13 protein-coding genes are annotated in these 14007 nt (G+C 71.1%); 7 read left to right on the forward strand and 6 right to left on the reverse strand.

Features of this window, described 5'->3' with window-relative positions; genetic code table 11:
- Nucleotides 1-8: 8 nt before the first annotated feature.
- The 3 genes from K8Z49_RS34510 to K8Z49_RS34520 form a co-directional block, all read right to left on the reverse strand.
- The gene (locus K8Z49_RS34510; protein ID WP_024934187.1) at nt 9-446 is read right to left on the reverse strand and encodes a helix-turn-helix transcriptional regulator; all 438 of its coding nucleotides are present in this window, start codon (nt 444-446) and stop codon (nt 9-11) included.
- Between the two features lie 61 nt (nt 447-507).
- Complete coding sequence (locus K8Z49_RS34515; RefSeq protein WP_177287870.1) at nt 508-2898, reverse strand: ATP-binding cassette domain-containing protein; 2391 nt, start codon at nt 2896-2898, stop codon at nt 508-510.
- 88 nt (nt 2899-2986) lie between these two features.
- Nucleotides 2987-3463: a pyridoxamine 5'-phosphate oxidase family protein gene (locus tag K8Z49_RS34520; protein ID WP_111832405.1), complete on the reverse strand. Its 477-nt coding sequence runs from the start codon at nt 3461-3463 to the stop codon at nt 2987-2989.
- A 126-nt stretch (nt 3464-3589) separates the two neighbouring features.
- Between K8Z49_RS34520 and K8Z49_RS34525 the strand changes: the two genes are divergently transcribed.
- Both K8Z49_RS34525 and K8Z49_RS34530 read left to right on the forward strand, forming a co-directional pair.
- Nucleotides 3590-4612, forward strand: a complete 1023-nt coding sequence (locus tag K8Z49_RS34525) for a DNA polymerase IV (protein ID WP_412516154.1) — start codon at nt 3590-3592, stop codon at nt 4610-4612.
- Between the two features lie 120 nt (nt 4613-4732).
- On the forward strand, nt 4733-4975 hold the full coding sequence (locus K8Z49_RS34530) for a hypothetical protein (RefSeq protein ID WP_412516155.1): 243 nt from the start codon (nt 4733-4735) through the stop codon (nt 4973-4975).
- Between the two features lie 66 nt (nt 4976-5041).
- Here the strand turns inward: K8Z49_RS34530 and K8Z49_RS34535 are convergent, their stop codons facing one another.
- The 3 genes from K8Z49_RS34535 to K8Z49_RS34545 form a co-directional block, all read right to left on the reverse strand.
- Nucleotides 5042-6250 carry a CU044_5270 family protein gene (locus K8Z49_RS34535; RefSeq protein ID WP_412516156.1) on the reverse strand — a complete coding sequence of 403 codons (1209 nt, stop codon included), beginning with the start codon at nt 6248-6250 and terminating at the stop codon, nt 5042-5044.
- A complete protein-coding gene (locus K8Z49_RS34540; protein WP_024934185.1) occupies nt 6243-6818 on the reverse strand; it encodes an RNA polymerase sigma factor in 576 nt (191 codons plus the stop codon). The genes K8Z49_RS34535 and K8Z49_RS34540 overlap by 8 nt, the downstream gene beginning before the upstream one ends.
- Nucleotides 6819-6909: 91 nt before the next feature.
- Nucleotides 6910-7392, reverse strand: coding sequence for an Lrp/AsnC family transcriptional regulator (locus tag K8Z49_RS34545; RefSeq protein ID WP_075023908.1), 483 nt, complete (start codon nt 7390-7392; stop codon nt 6910-6912).
- A gap of 154 nt (nt 7393-7546) precedes the next feature.
- Between K8Z49_RS34545 and K8Z49_RS34550 the strand changes: the two genes are divergently transcribed.
- From K8Z49_RS34550 to fusA, 5 genes are all read left to right on the forward strand, one after another.
- Nucleotides 7547-8527, forward strand: a complete 981-nt coding sequence (locus tag K8Z49_RS34550; protein ID WP_024934184.1) for an aldo/keto reductase — start codon at nt 7547-7549, stop codon at nt 8525-8527.
- Nucleotides 8528-8769: 242 nt separating this feature from the next.
- A complete protein-coding gene (locus K8Z49_RS34555; RefSeq protein WP_412516157.1) occupies nt 8770-10413 on the forward strand; it encodes a hypothetical protein in 1644 nt (547 codons plus the stop codon).
- A gap of 518 nt (nt 10414-10931) precedes the next feature.
- Nucleotides 10932-11306 carry a 30S ribosomal protein S12 gene (rpsL, locus tag K8Z49_RS34560; RefSeq protein ID WP_021597495.1) on the forward strand — a complete coding sequence of 125 codons (375 nt, stop codon included), beginning with the start codon at nt 10932-10934 and terminating at the stop codon, nt 11304-11306.
- On the forward strand, nt 11306-11776 hold the full coding sequence (gene rpsG, locus K8Z49_RS34565) for a 30S ribosomal protein S7 (protein ID WP_021597494.1): 471 nt from the start codon (nt 11306-11308) through the stop codon (nt 11774-11776). Before rpsL ends, rpsG begins: the two co-directional genes overlap by 1 nt.
- 40 nt (nt 11777-11816) lie before the next feature.
- Entirely contained in the window at nt 11817-13928 is a 2112-nt protein-coding gene (fusA, locus tag K8Z49_RS34570) for an elongation factor G (protein ID WP_021597493.1), read from the forward strand.
- The last annotated feature ends 79 nt before the right edge of the window (nt 13929-14007 follow it).

A 14007-nucleotide genomic window follows, 5' to 3' on the forward strand; every position in this document is an offset into this window, starting at 1 on the left:
GGGCGTCGTCAGCCGGTTGACGAAGTCCGGTTTCTGACCGGTTTGGTGACCTTCTTGGCGACGCAGGACGGGATGCCCACCGTCGCGTCCGCCGCCACGGTGCGGTAGGTGCTGGGCGGCATGCCGACCAGTTCGGTGAAGCGGGTGCTGAAGGTGCCGAGGGACGAGCAGCCGACGGCGAAGCAGACCTCGGTGACGCTGAGGTCGCCGCGGCGCAGCAGCGCCATCGCGCGTTCGATGCGGCGGGTCATCAGGTACGAGTAGGGCGATTCGCCGTACGCCTGGCGGAACTGGCGGCTGAGGTGTCCTGCGGACATGTGGACGCCGCGGGCGAGGGCCTCGACGTCCAGCGGCTGGGCGTAGTCGCGGTCGATCCGGTCCCGGACGCGCCGCAGCAGCGCCAGGTCGCGCAGGCGCTCGGGTGTCACGGCCGGTTCTGTTGGCACGCCTGCATTGTCCACGGTCGGCGTCCGGCCCGTCCACTCCGGGACGGGCCGGACGCGCCGGTCAGGCGCCGACGTAGGCCGCGAGGTGCTCGCCGGTGAGGGTGGAGCGGGCGGCGACGAGGTCGGCGGGGGTGCCCTCGAAGACGACCCGGCCGCCGTCGTGCCCGGCGCCGGGGCCGAGGTCGATGATCCAGTCGGCGTGCGCCATGACCGCCTGGTGGTGCTCGATGACGATCACCGACTTGCCGGAGTCGACGAGCCGGTCGAGCAGGCCGAGCAGCTGCTCGACGTCGGCGAGGTGGAGGCCGGTCGTCGGCTCGTCGAGGATGTAGACGCCGCCCTTCTCCGCCATCCGGGTGGCGAGCTTGAGCCGCTGCCGCTCGCCCCCCGACAGCGTCGTGAGCGGCTGGCCGAGATGCAGGTAGCCGAGCCCGACGTCGGCGAGCCGGTCGAGGATCTTGTGGGCGGCGGGCGTGCGCGCCTCGCCCTCCTGGAAGAACCGCTCGGCCTCGGCCACCGACATCGCGAGCACCTCGGCGATGTTCCGTCCGCCCAGCGTGTACTCCAGCACCGACGCCTGGAACCGCTTGCCCTCGCACTCTTCGCAGGTGGACTCGACGGTGGCCATGACGCCGAGGTCGGTGTAGATGACCCCGGCGCCGTTGCAGGCGGGGCAGGCGCCCTCGGAGTTGGCGCTGAACAGCGCCGGCTTCACGCCGTTGGCCTTCGCGAACGCCTTGCGGATCGGGTCGAGCAGGCCGGTGTAGGTCGCCGGGTTGCTGCGCCGCGAACCGCGGATCCCGCTCTGGTCGACCACCACCACGCCGTCCCGCCCGGCGACCGAGCCGTGGATCAGCGAGCTCTTGCCGGAGCCGGCCACGCCGGTGACCACGCAGAGCATCCCGAGCGGGATGTCGACGTCCACGTCCTTGAGGTTGTGCGTCGAGGCGCCGCGGATCTCCAGCGCGCCCGCGGAGGAGCGCACCGACTCCTTGAGGGCGGCCCGGTCGTCGAGATGCCGGCCGGTGATGGTGCCGCTGCCGCGCAGCCCGTCCACGGTGCCCTCGAAGCAGACGGTGCCGCCCTCGGAGCCGGCGCCGGGGCCGAGGTCGACGATGTGGTCGGCGATCGCGATGGTCTCGGGCTTGTGCTCCACGACCAGGACGGTGTTGCCCTTGTCCCGGAGCCGCAGCAGCAGGTTGTTCATCCGCTGGATGTCGTGCGGGTGCAGGCCGATCGTGGGCTCGTCGAAGACGTAGGTGACGTCGGTCAGCGACGACCCGAGGTGGCGGATCATCTTGGTGCGCTGCGCCTCGCCGCCGGACAGGGTGCCCGCCGGCCGGTCGAGGGAGAGGTAGCCGAGGCCGATCTCCGCGAACGAGTCGAGCAGGTGCTGCAGCCCGGCGACCAGCGGGGCCACCGACGGCTCGTCCAGCTCGCGGATCCAGCCGGCCAGGTCGCTGATCTGCATCGCGCAGACGTCGGCGATGTTCCTTCCCCGGATCTTCGAGGACCGGGCCTCCGGCCCGAGCCGGGTGCCGTCGCAGTCGGGGCAGGTGGTGAAGGTGACCGCCCGCTCCACGAACGCCCGGATGTGCGGCTGGAGCGCGTCGACGTCCTTGGACAGCATCGACTTCTGGATCTTGGGGATCAGCCCCTCGTAGGTGAGGTTGATGCCCTCGATCTTGATCTTGGTCGGCTCCTTGTGGAGCAGGTCGTGCAGCTCCTTCTTGGTGTACTTGCTGATCGGCTTGTCCGGGTCGAAGAAGCCGCAGCCGCGGTAGATGCGGCCGTACCAGCCGTCCATGCTGTAGCCGGGGATCGTCAGCGCGCCCTCGTTGAGCGACTTGGCCTCGTCGTACAGCGCGGACAGGTCGAAGTCGGTGACCGAGCCCATGCCCTCGCAGCGCGGGCACATGCCCCCCAGGCGGTTGAAGGTCGCCTTCTCGGCCTTGGTCTTGCCGCCGCGCTCGACCGTGATCGCGCCGCTGGCCTTCACCGACGGGACGTTGAACGAGAACGCGTTGGGCGAGCCGATGTGCGGCTCCCCGAGCCGGCTGAACAGGATGCGCAGCATCGCGTTGGCGTCGGTCGCGGTGCCGACGGTGGAGCGGGGGTTGGCGCCCATCCGCTCCTGGTCGACGATGATCGCGGTGGTCAGCCCGTCCAGGAAGTCGACCTCGGGCCGCGACAGCGTGGGCATGAACCCCTGCAGGAACGCGCTGTAGGTCTCGTTGATCATCCGCTGCGACTCCGCGGCGATCGTGGCGAACACCAGGGAGCTCTTGCCCGAGCCGGAGACGCCGGTGAACACCGTCAGCCGCCGTTTGGGCAGCTCGACGTCGACGTTCTTGAGGTTGTTCTCGCGCGCCCCGTGCACGCGGATCAGATCGTGGGTGTCGGCGGCGTGCGGCGCGGCCGGCTCCGTGTCCGTCCTCGTGCCCATGCTCATCGTGTCTCCATCCGTTCAGCGGGGCCGCCTGCGCGGCCTCCCTCAGCGTCGCCCGGCCCGATCGGGCCGGGTCCGAGAGTACGTGCGGTCAGTCCAGCCGGCGGCCGTCGCGCATCAGCTCGCGGCCCGGCAGCTCGTCCGCCTCGCGCCACGCCTGGACGCGGCGCGGGGTGACGCGGAACCACCGGTACGGCGTGGCCTCGTCGCGCGGGTCGAAGCCGGTGCGCGCCGCGAAGCGGTCGGCCCGCTCGCGGGGCAGCGCGTCGATCTCCAGCACCTCGACCTCGCCCTCGATCATGGTCACGTCCCGGGTGTGGCCCAGCCCAAGCCGAACGATCCGGCCGCCCGCGAGGTTCCGGCCGGTCGGGGACTCCACCGGCGTGGCGAGCAGCAGCGTCTCACCGTCCCACTCGAAGGACAGCGGCACCAGGTACGGGACGCCGTCCGCCGAGGCGGTCGCCACCCAGAGATCGACGTCGTGGGCGAGCCGGTGCTCGGTGTCGCGGCGGCGCTGCCCGCGGGTCCGGGGAGCCACCGTCGCGGGCTGCGGCGCGGACGTGGTCATGGTGGCTCCCGATCTCGTGCGTGGACGGTCATTTCGTGATGGCGTACACGCTAGAGGCGGCCCGCTGACCTGCGCTTCTCGATTCCTGATCGGTGCGTCCGCGCTGGTTCGGGGGACAATGGGGGTGTGGCTCGGTGGGTCCTGCACGCCGACCTGGACCAGTTCATCGCCGCCGTCGAGGTGCTGCGCCGTCCGGAACTGCGCGGGCGGCCGGTCGTCGTCGGCGGGGACGGCGATCCGGCGAAGCGCGGCGTGGTCAGCACGGCCTCCTACGAGGCCCGCGCCTGCGGCGTGCACTCGGGGCTGCCGCTCCGCACGGCGGCGCGGCGCTGCCCGGACGCCGTCTTCCTGCCCGTGGACCGGGACGTCTACGAGGCCGTCTCGGACCGGGTCATGGCGGCGCTGCGGAGCCTCGGCGTCGTGGTCGAGGTGCTCGGCTGGGACGAGGCGTTCCTGGCCGTCGACGGCGACGATCCGGAGGCGGTGGCTCGGGAACTCCGGGCGCGGGTCCGCGCGGCGACGGGCCTCGAATGCACGGTCGGCATCGGGCGGAACAAGCTCCAGGCGAAGCTGGCGACCGGCTTCGGCAAACCGGCCGGGATCTTCCGGCTCACCGGCGAGACGTGGTTCGAGGTGCTCGGCGACCGGCCGACGGACGCGCTGTGGGGCGTCGGCGCCAAGACCGCCAAGCGGCTGAAGGGCCTCGGCATCGCCACGGTCGGGCAGCTCGCGGCGGCCGACCCGAGCGTCCTCGCCGCGGAGATGGGCCCAACGATCGGCCCGTGGCTGGTGCTCCTCGCGCGGGGGCGGGACAACTCGCCGGTCAGCGACGCGCCGTACGTCCCGCGCTCCGCCGGCCGGGAGACCACCTTCCAGCAGGATCTGGACGACTGGGACGACGTGCGCCGGGAGATCGTCCGCCTGGCGCGGTGGGTCGCGGACGACGTGGCCCGCGACGGGAGGGACGTCGCCCGCGTCATCGTGAAGGTCCGATACGCGCCGTTCATCACTCACACCCACGGCAGGACGCTGTCGGCGCCCACGAGCGACCCGGACGCGATCGAGGAGGCCGCCCTCGCCGCGCTCGGCATGTTCACCGGACGGCGGCCGGTGCGGCTGCTGGGCGTCCGCGCCGAGTTCGCACGCTGACGTAGCGAGCGCTTGACCTTGACCGCCGTCTGTTTCTTGACTTTTTGTCTGGTTTTGCTGCGTGGTGGCCCGGGGAGGAAGCGTCTCGTTGCCTGATGTACGCGACGGGGGAGAGAGCACATGAAGAAGGTCATGACCGGGGCACTGATCGCCGCAGCCGTCGGGATCGGGGGGATGGGCACCGCGTCCGCCGCCCAGCCGTCCCACGCGCAGGACACGCGCCAGGACTGCCGCACCTACTCCAGCGTCACCCAGTGCGGGCAGCCCCAGCTGACCGAGAAGCAGCGCGCGTGCGTCACCGCAGCGGTCCAGCAGGGCATGACCGAGCGCCGCGCCACCGTGGAGTGCCACGCCTTCGCCTGAAACCCGCCGCGCACGGAATGAGGGGCCCGTTCCACCTGGGACGGGCCCCTCGCCATCGGACGGACGTCAGCGCGGCGGCGCGTCCGTCCATTCCGTGACCTCGAACGCCTGGTACGCGGCCAGCTCACCGGGACGGTGGAACCGGTCGGGCATGTCCTCCGCCTTCAGCGCACGAGGCTTGCCGTCGTCCCCCGGGGGAAGCGGCCGGCTCCCGCGCGGCGGGGTCGCCACGAGATCCCGGATGGCCAGCAGCGACCCGGTGGCGGGGTCGACGATGAACTGGCGCCGGTACGTCCCGAGCTGCTTCGGCGCCGTGTACAGGCCGAGGGGTGTCGTGGTCCTCAGCGGCAGCGAGACCACCGTCCCGGTGCGGCCGAGCGGGTCGGCCGCCTTCCCCTCGGCCCGGACGCCGGGCAGGTCCGCGAGCATCCGGAACACCGCCGCACGCACCTGGGGCGGCGCCGGCGCGGTGGACAGCAGGGTCCCGGCGACATCGCTCAGAGCCCGCACCCGCTCTTGCCCCCGCAAGGCACGGATGGGCTCCTCCTCCCTCTCACCGTCCGAGGAGACGGCATGCCAGTGCCCTTTGAGGCTCAGCAGCCTCTTCTCCAGCGCCTCCGGCCGGGTGGGCAGCTCAGCGATCTGCGCCACGGTCATGCCGTAGAACCGCTCGACGGACGCGCGCCACGGCGACCGTCCGGCCGACGACTGCCGCATGTCCAGCTTGGCCTGCCCCCCGCCGCCTTCCGGGTTCGGAATGCTGACCCACTCGGGCGAACCCGCCGCCCGCCACTTCTGCCTGTCCTGCGCGGTGAGCGGGACGTCGGCCAGCTCGATGTGGGTCATATGCCGCGTGCCGTCCCGGCCCGTCCACGTCTCGTTGCCCTGCCTCGAATCCACCTTGTAGTGGTTCGCGGCGCTCTTGCCGACCGCATAGACGTCGCCCATGACCGTCTTGGTGTGCCAGTACGTGCCACCGGGCGCCTTCTGCGCGTTGGTCGCCGCCACCAGCAGCACGTTCCCCCGCTCTGGACCGGGCGGGACGGCCTTCGGGCCGGGCGCCGCACCGCCGTCCGGCCGCAGGGCGACGACGGCCACCGCCCCCGCGACGACGGCGGTGGCCGCCGCGACGCCGAGCAGCGGAAGCCGCGGCCTGCGCCGGGACCGCACCGGGGCCGCCTCGGCCCGCCACCCGGTCCGCAGGGCGAGCTCCTCCGGGCTCTCCTCCACGGCCAGCGCCGTCCGCATCTGCCGCAGCGCGTCGAGTTCATTCATCGGTCTTCTCCTGGGGAAGGGCTGTGCGGAGCTTCTTCCGGGCTCGGTGGATCTTGGCCTTGACGGTTCCGAGCGGCAGGCCGAGCGTCGCCGCGATCTCGGCGTAGGACATCTCGGCCCAGGCGAGCAGCAGCACCGCGTCGCGTTCCTGGGCGCTCAACCCGGCCAGCGCCTTCGCCAGCGCGGGGCCGAGTGCCGCGGCCGAGGCGCGGTCGCTGGCGAGGTCGGCGACGCCGTCCTGCGCGGGGTCGGTCCCGGTCCGGGCGTACGCCCGGTACATGCGGGTCTCCTGGCGGCGGTGCCTGGCGATCACATGGGACGCGATACCCCACAGCCAGGCGCCGAAGGCGCCGCGCTCGTCGAACCGCGCCCGCTGCCGGAACGCCGTCGCGAACGTCTCCGACACCACGTCGTCCGCCAGCGGCGGCCCGAGGCGCCGCCTGGCATAGGCGTGCAGCCGCGGCGCGTGGCGCCGGAACAGCTCGCCGAAGGCTTCGGGGTCGTCCAGCGACGCCGCGACGATCCTCGAATCGTCCAGGTCGTCGCCGGCGCGGCTCACCGCGCCCATGGGGGTCTCATCATGGAGTGGGCTCTCCGTGGCTAGAGGGGGCTGACACCTTCCTCTAGCCCGAAGCCCCCGAGCCGGTTGCGCCCGCGGATCAGGTCAGGGGGAGAGGGCGAGGCGGGACGGGGGCCGACTGGAGGATCGAGGTCGTCGTCCGGGCGAACGGGGTGAAGCGGTCCAGGATCGGCTCCAGCTCCTCGACCGCGCGCAGGTGGGCGATGAAGAAGAAGCAGTCGTCGCCGGTGATCCGGTGGCACTCGGTGATCTCCGGGATCTCCTCGGCGATCTTCGGGACGCGGCTCAGCTCGCGGGGGCTCGGGCTGACCCGCACGAGGATCGTGATCGGGAAGCCCAGCGCGACCGGGTCGACGGTCGCGTGGTACCCGGTGATGACGCCCGTCTCCTCAAGCCGCTGGACGCGCTCGGCGACGGCGGGCGCGGAGAGGGCGACACGGCGCCCCAGCTCGGCGAGGGACACGCGTCCGTCGCGCTGCAGCTCGGTGAGGATCCGCAGGTCGGTCGCGTCGAGCGGCTTCGGTTCGTAGGCGCGGCCCGGTCGGCTCCTTCGGTTCGCCATTCCACCAACCTACGGATCGCCGGACGATACGGCATGTCGATTCCGCCCCGCCGCGGACCGCCGCCCGCGCCTCGTGCGGCCTGGACGGACGGGGGGAGGATGAGTGATCGCCGGTGCGGCGTTGCATCGTGGTGAGCGTTGAGAGGAGAGGTTCATGGAGCAGGTACGGCTCGGAAGGACGGGCACGAGGGTCTCGCGGATCTGCCTGGGAATGATGAGCTACGGCGACCCCGCGCTCCGGCCTTGGGCACTGGAGGAGGACGCGGCGGAGCCGATCGTCCGGCGGGCCGTCGAAGGCGGAGTGACGTTCTTCGACACCGCCGACGTCTACTCGCAGGGCGCCAGTGAGGAGATCACCGGACGGCTGCTAGCGAGACTGTTCCCGCGGCGGGAGGACTACGTCCTCGCCACCAAGGTGTGTCTCCCCATGGGAGAGGGCCCGAACGACAAGGGCCTGTCGCGCAAGCACATCATGGCGGGCATCGACGCCTCTCTCGGGCGGCTCGGCACCGACTACGTGGACCTCTACCAGATCCACAGGTGGGACTACGGGACGCCCATAGAAGAGACCATGGAGGCCCTGCACGACGTCGTGAAGTCGGGCAAGGCCCGCTACATCGGCGCGTCCAGCATGTTCGCGTGGCAGTTCGCCAAGGCGCAGCACGTCGCCGAGACGCACGGGTGGACGAAGTTCGTCTCCATGCAGAACCACTACAACCTCGTCTACAGGGAAGAGGAGCGGGAGATGAACCCGCTCTGCCTTGACCAGGGCGTGGGCCTTATCCCTTGGAGTCCGCTCGCCCGCGGGCTGCTCGCCGGTAACAGGGAGAGGGGCGGGGAGCGCAAGACCGTCCGGTCCCGGAACGACGCCTTCGGCGACGGCCTGTACGTCGAGTCCGACTTCGACGTCGTGGACGCCGTCCGCGAGGTGGCCGCCGAACGGGGCGTTCCGGCGGCCCAGGTCGCGCTGGCGTGGCTGCTGGCGAAGCCGGCGGTGACCGCGCCGATCGTGGGAGCGACGAAACTCACGCACATCGACGACGCGATCGCCGCGGCGGGCCTCGAACTGGACGAGAAGGAGGTCGCCCGGCTGGAGGCCCCGTACCGGCCGCACGGGGTGATCGGGCATTCCTGACCTCTCGCCATCTCGCACGCCTCCGGGCCGGAACGGTCCGGAGGCGTGCGGCGTCTATCAGGGGTGGTGATTTGCGATACCACCGGCGATCGGGGCAGGCTGGGGACGAGAACGCCCACGCATGGCGACACGCCACGTGGGGACATGGGTGACAAGGTTCGGAGGCCGCGTTATGCGCCGCGCGCCACCGGACTTCCGGGAGCTGAGGAGCCCCGGGACGACGGCGCTGAAGGAGCCCGACGATGACCGAGAACGACGGCACGCAGGGACCGCAGCGGCCGTTGCCGGAGGACGAGGGGCAGCCCACGCCTGAGGGGCAGGAGCCCCCCGCCCGTCCGCTGGGAGACCGCACGGTGGTGTTCGGGGCTCCGCAGCTGGGCGGCCAGGCTCCGCCGCCGGAGCAGCCCCGCCCGGAGGAGCGGCCCGCGCCGCCTCCGCCGCCCCCCACGATGGTCGAGCAGCCGCTGCAGCAGTTCGGCGAGCAGCCTCCGCCTCCGCCCCAGCAGCCCTACGGCGGCCCGCAGGAGCCGCCGCATTACGGGCAGCCGCCCGCCGGCCAGCAGCCCTACGGCGCGCCCCCCGGCCCGGGCGGGTTCCCGCCGCCGGAGCCGCAGCAGCCGCAGCAGTACGCCCCGCCGGGCGAGCCGCAGCCGCAGTACGAACCGCCGCAGTTCGGCCAGCCCCAGTACGAGCAGCAGCAGTACGAGCAGCCCCAGTACGGGCAGCCCGAGCCGCCGCCGTTCGGCCAGCAGCAGCCGCCGCAGCAGCCCGGTGGGTACCCGCAGCAGCCGGTGCACGGCGCGCCCCAGGAGCAGCAGCCGCAGTACGGGCAGCCCCCGTTCGGCGAGCTGCCGCCCCAGCCGCCCCAGCCGGAGCAGCCGCAGGAGTCCGGGACGGAACGGACGATGATCGTCCCCGGTCCGGCCGCCGGCGCGCCCGAGCCCGAGCAGCCGCAGCGCCCCGTGGTGGACGACCAGGCGACGCTGCACTGGTCGCCCGGCACCGACATCCCGGTCGCCACCGGGCCCGAGCGCAAGCAGGAGGCCCCCGCCGAGCCGTGGCAGGCGCCGACCCCGCCGTCCACGCCCGAGCCGTGGTCGCCGGAGTCGTCCCAGCCGGGCGGCGCCCAGCAGAGCCCGCCCGGGCAGCCCGGCCAGCCCGGCCAGCCCGGGCAGGGGCAGGCCGACCACGAGCGGACGATGATGGTGCCGCCGCCCGAGTCGGGGTACGGTGCGGGCTCCCAGCCGGCCGCCCCCTCGGTGGAGGACCTGTACCGGCCGCCCGGCGAGGGCAACGTCGAGGACGCGCGCCCGACCGAGGCGTTCGACCCGTCCGCCGCGTCCCAGGGCCAGCAGTTCGGCGCGCAGCAGGGCGACCAGGGCGGGATGGCCGAGCACACCCGCCTCGACATCGGCCAGCAGCAGTGGGGCCAGCAGCAGCCGCAGCAGCAGTTCGGGCAGCAGCAGGGCTTCGGCCAGCCCGGTGAACAGCAGCAGGGGTACGGCCAGCAGTTCGGCGGGCAGCAGGGCGAGCAGCAGTTCGGCCAGCCCGGTGAGCAGCAGGGCTTCGGCCAGCAGCCGTACGGGCAGCAGCAGGACTACGGCCAGCAGGACTACGGCCAGCAAGGTCAGCAGGGACAGCAGGGACAGCAGGGCTTCGGCCAGCAGCAGTTCGGCCAGCAGCATGGCTTCGGCCAGCCCGGCCAACCCGGTCAACCCGGTCAGCCGGCGCAGTACGGGCAGCAGGGCCAGCAGGGTCAATACGGGCAGCCGTCCACGTACGGGGGCGGAGAGAGCAAGGGCAACAAGAACACGCTCTGGCTCATCATCGGCGGCGTCGCCGTCCTGGTGATCCTCGTGGTTCTGGTGGTCGCGTTCGTCCTCTAGGACGCACGGGACAGTGAACGGCGTAAAAACCGCTCCACATCTTCCCTAACAGCGGGGATGTGGGACACAATGCCGACGGGTCGACCCCTCGGAGCGGAGCCTCCGGGCGGGAACATCCGTCGGCATTTCGTCGTTCATCACTCTGGGGGGATGGCTCCCCGCCGTCCAGCGGGCTTGCGCCGGTGGGGTCGCACGCGGTAGTGCGCCTGCCGCTTTGCACTTTGGCCCGGGGGTCGGTAACCTCTTCACTTGTGCCCGCTATATGCGGGCCGCTATGCGTGCGCGTCGGTGAGGCCGGTCGGCCAGCTCCAGCGCCGCATCTACTCCCCGGCTTGATTCGGCCCTTTCACGGGCCGGGCGGTCTGTGTCGGTTTTTCGCGGTTGTAGGTCCGTGAGGCGGCGACACGCCCGACCGCGTGGGTCGGAGAGGTCGGGAAACCGGCAGGTCACAGCCTCGCCTGAGGTGGTGATTGCAGCATTAAGACTTACCGGCTCGGTACGAGGAAGACGGAGACGCGGTGCCCACGATCCAGCAGCTGGTCCGAAAGGGCCGCCAGGACAAGGTGACCAAGAACAAGACGCCCGCGCTCAAGGGCAGCCCCCAGCGCCGGGGCGTCTGCACGCGCGTCTACACGACGACGCCCAAGAAGCCGAACTCCGCGCTTCGCAAGGTCGCCCGGGTCCGGCTGACCAGCGGGATCGAGGTCACGGCCTACATCCCCGGCGTCGGGCACAACCTGCAGGAGCACTCGATCGTGCTCGTGCGCGGCGGGCGTGTGAAGGACCTCCCCGGCGTTCGGTACAAGATCATCCGCGGGTCGCTCGACACCCAGGGTGTCCGGAACCGCAAGCAAGGGCGCAGCCACTACGGCGCGAAGAAGGAGAAGAGCTGATGCCGCGCAAGGGCCCCGCTGGCAAGCGCCAGCTGATCGCTGACCCGGTGTACAACTCGCCGCTGGTCACCGCGCTCATCAACAAGATTCTCCTGGACGGCAAGCGCTCGATCGCCCAGAGCATCGTCTACGACGCCCTTGAGGGCGCCCGTGAGAAGACCGGCAACGACCCGGTCGTCACGCTGAAGCGCGCGCTCGACAACGTCAAGCCCACCCTGGAGGTGCGCAGCCGCCGCGTCGGCGGCGCGACCTACCAGGTCCCGGTGGAGGTGCGGCCGGCCCGCAGCACCACCCTCGCCCTGCGCTGGCTGGTGGTGTACGCCCGGCAGCGCCGCGAGAAGACCATGACCGAGCGGCTGATGAACGAGCTGCTCGACGCCAGCAACGGCCTCGGCGCGTCTGTCAAGAAGCGCGAGGACACGCACAAGATGGCGGAGTCCAACAAGGCCTTCGCCCACTACCGCTGGTAACCCCGGCGGAACAGCAACGACGAGACACGCGAGGACGGCAGTGGCTACCAAAACCGGTGTAGACCTGGCCAAGGTCCGCAACATCGGGATCATGGCCCATATCGACGCGGGCAAGACCACGACGACCGAGCGCATCCTTTACTACACGGGGATGAGCTACAAGATCGGCGAAGTCCATGACGGTGCCGCCACCATGGACTGGATGGAGCAGGAGCAGGAGCGGGGGATCACCATCACCTCCGCGGCCACCACCTGCGAATGGCCCGTCGACGAGGTCAAGCACACCATCAACATCATCGACACCCCCGGGCACGTCGACTTCACCATCGAGGTGGAGCGCAACCTGCGGGTGCTCGACGGCGCGGTCGCGGTGTTCGACGGTGTCGCCGGCGTGGAGCCCCAGTCCGAGACCGTGTGGCGCCAGGCCGACCGGTACGGCGTGCCGCGCATGTGCTTCGTCAACAAGCTCGACCGGGTCGGCGCGGAGTTCCACCGCTGCGTCGACATGATCGAGAACCGCCTGAACGCCACGCCGCTCGTGCTCCAGCTGCCGATCGGCGCCGAGGCCGACTTCAAGGGCGTCGTCGACCTCGTGCGCATGAAGGCCCTCCTGTGGAACGAGGAGGCCAAGCTCGGCGAGATGTACGACACGGTCGACATCCCCGACACGCACCTGGAGACCGCGCGGGAGTGGCACGACCGGCTGGTCGAGACCCTCGCCGAGAACGACGACGAGATCATGGAGCTGTACCTGGAGGGCGACGAGCCCACCGTCCAGCAGCTCCACGACGGCATCCGCCGCGCGACGATCGCCGCGAAGCTCACCCCGGTGACGTGCGGCACGGCCTTCAAGAACAAGGGCGTGCAGCCGCTGCTGGACGCGATCGTCCGCTACCTGCCCTCCCCGCTGGACGTCGAGGCCATCGAGGGCCACGCCGTCCGGGACGAGGAGAAGGTGCTCACCCGCCGGCCGAGCGAGGACGAGCCGTTCTCCGCGCTGGCGTTCAAGATCGCGAGTGACCCGCACCTGGGCAAGCTCACGTTCGTGCGCGTCTACTCCGGGGTGATGCAGTCCGGCGCGAACGTCATGAACTCCGTCAAGGAGCGCAAGGAGCGCATCGGCAAGATCTACCGGATGCACGCCAACAAGCGCACCGAGATCGAGCGCGCCGGCGCCGGCGACATCGTCGCGGTGATGGGCCTCAAGCAGACCACCACCGGCGAGACGCTGTGCGACGACAAGGACCCGATCGTCCTGGAGTCGATGAACTTCCCGGCGCCGGTCATCCACGTCGCGATCGAGCCGAAGACCAAGGCCGACCAGCAGAAGCTGGGCACCGCGATCCAGCGGCTGGCCGAGGAGGACCCGTCCTTCCAGGTCCGCACGGACGAGGACACCGGCCAGACCGTCATCTCGGGCATGGGCGAGCTCCACCTGGAGATCCTCGTCGACCGGATGAAGCGGGAGTTCAAGGTCGACGCCAACGTCGGCAAGCCGCAGGTCGCCTACCGGGAGACGATCAGCCGCAAGGTCGAGAAGGTCGAGTACACCCACAAGAAGCAGACGGGTGGCTCCGGCCAGTTCGGCCGCGTGATCATCGACCTGGAGCCGCTCGGCGGCGGGTCCGACGGCTACGAGTTCGAGAACAAGGTCACCGGTGGCCGCATCCCGCGGGAGTACATCCCGTCGGTGGACGCGGGCTGCCAGGAGGCCGCCGAGTTCGGTGTCCTCGCCGGCTACCCGATGGTGGGCGTCAAGGTCACCCTGCAGGACGGCGCCTACCACGAGGTGGACTCCTCGGAGATGGCGTTCAAGGTCGCCGGTTCCATGGCGTTCAAGGAGGCCGCCCGCAAGGCGTCCCCCACGCTGCTGGAGCCGATGATGTCCGTCGAGGTCACCACGCCCGAGGACAACATGGGCGACGTGATCGGCGACCTCAACAGCCGCCGCGGCCAGGTCCAGTCCATGGACGAGCGGCACGGCATGCGCGTCATCAAGGCGCTCGTGCCCCTGTCCGAGATGTTCGGCTACGTGGGTGATCTGCGCAGCAAGACCCAGGGCCGGGCTGTCTTCACCATGCAGTTCGACTCCTACGCCGAGGTTCCGTCGAACGTCGCGCAGGAGATCATCGCGAAGGCGCGGGGCGAGTAGAGCACCGGGCCTGCCCACAGATCACCAGGACGTACATCGAAGCGGTCGTCTAGACGGCCGAGGATCGCAACAAGGAGCA

Origin of the sequence: Actinomadura madurae, from assembly GCF_047130825.1 — a bacterium.
GTDB lineage: Bacteria > Actinomycetota > Actinomycetes > Streptosporangiales > Streptosporangiaceae > Spirillospora > Spirillospora madurae.

Excerpts from the sequence above, each read along its gene's own strand:
- K8Z49_RS34515 (WP_177287870.1), bottom strand. The coding sequence starts at position 2,898 with ATGAGCATGGGCACGAGGACGGACACGGAGCCGGCCGCGCCGCACGCC.
- K8Z49_RS34520 (WP_111832405.1), bottom strand. The coding sequence starts at position 3,463 with ATGACCACGTCCGCGCCGCAGCCCGCGACGGTGGCTCCCCGGACCCGC.
- K8Z49_RS34530 (WP_412516155.1), top strand. The coding sequence starts at position 4,733 with ATGAAGAAGGTCATGACCGGGGCACTGATCGCCGCAGCCGTCGGGATC.
- K8Z49_RS34535 (WP_412516156.1), bottom strand. The coding sequence starts at position 6,250 with ATGAATGAACTCGACGCGCTGCGGCAGATGCGGACGGCGCTGGCCGTG.
- K8Z49_RS34540 (WP_024934185.1), bottom strand. The coding sequence starts at position 6,818 with ATGGGCGCGGTGAGCCGCGCCGGCGACGACCTGGACGATTCGAGGATC.
- K8Z49_RS34545 (WP_075023908.1), bottom strand. The coding sequence starts at position 7,392 with ATGGCGAACCGAAGGAGCCGACCGGGCCGCGCCTACGAACCGAAGCCG.
- K8Z49_RS34550 (WP_024934184.1), top strand. The coding sequence starts at position 7,547 with ATGGAGCAGGTACGGCTCGGAAGGACGGGCACGAGGGTCTCGCGGATC.
- K8Z49_RS34555 (WP_412516157.1), top strand. The coding sequence starts at position 8,770 with ATGACCGAGAACGACGGCACGCAGGGACCGCAGCGGCCGTTGCCGGAG.
- rpsG (WP_021597494.1), top strand. The coding sequence starts at position 11,306 with ATGCCGCGCAAGGGCCCCGCTGGCAAGCGCCAGCTGATCGCTGACCCG.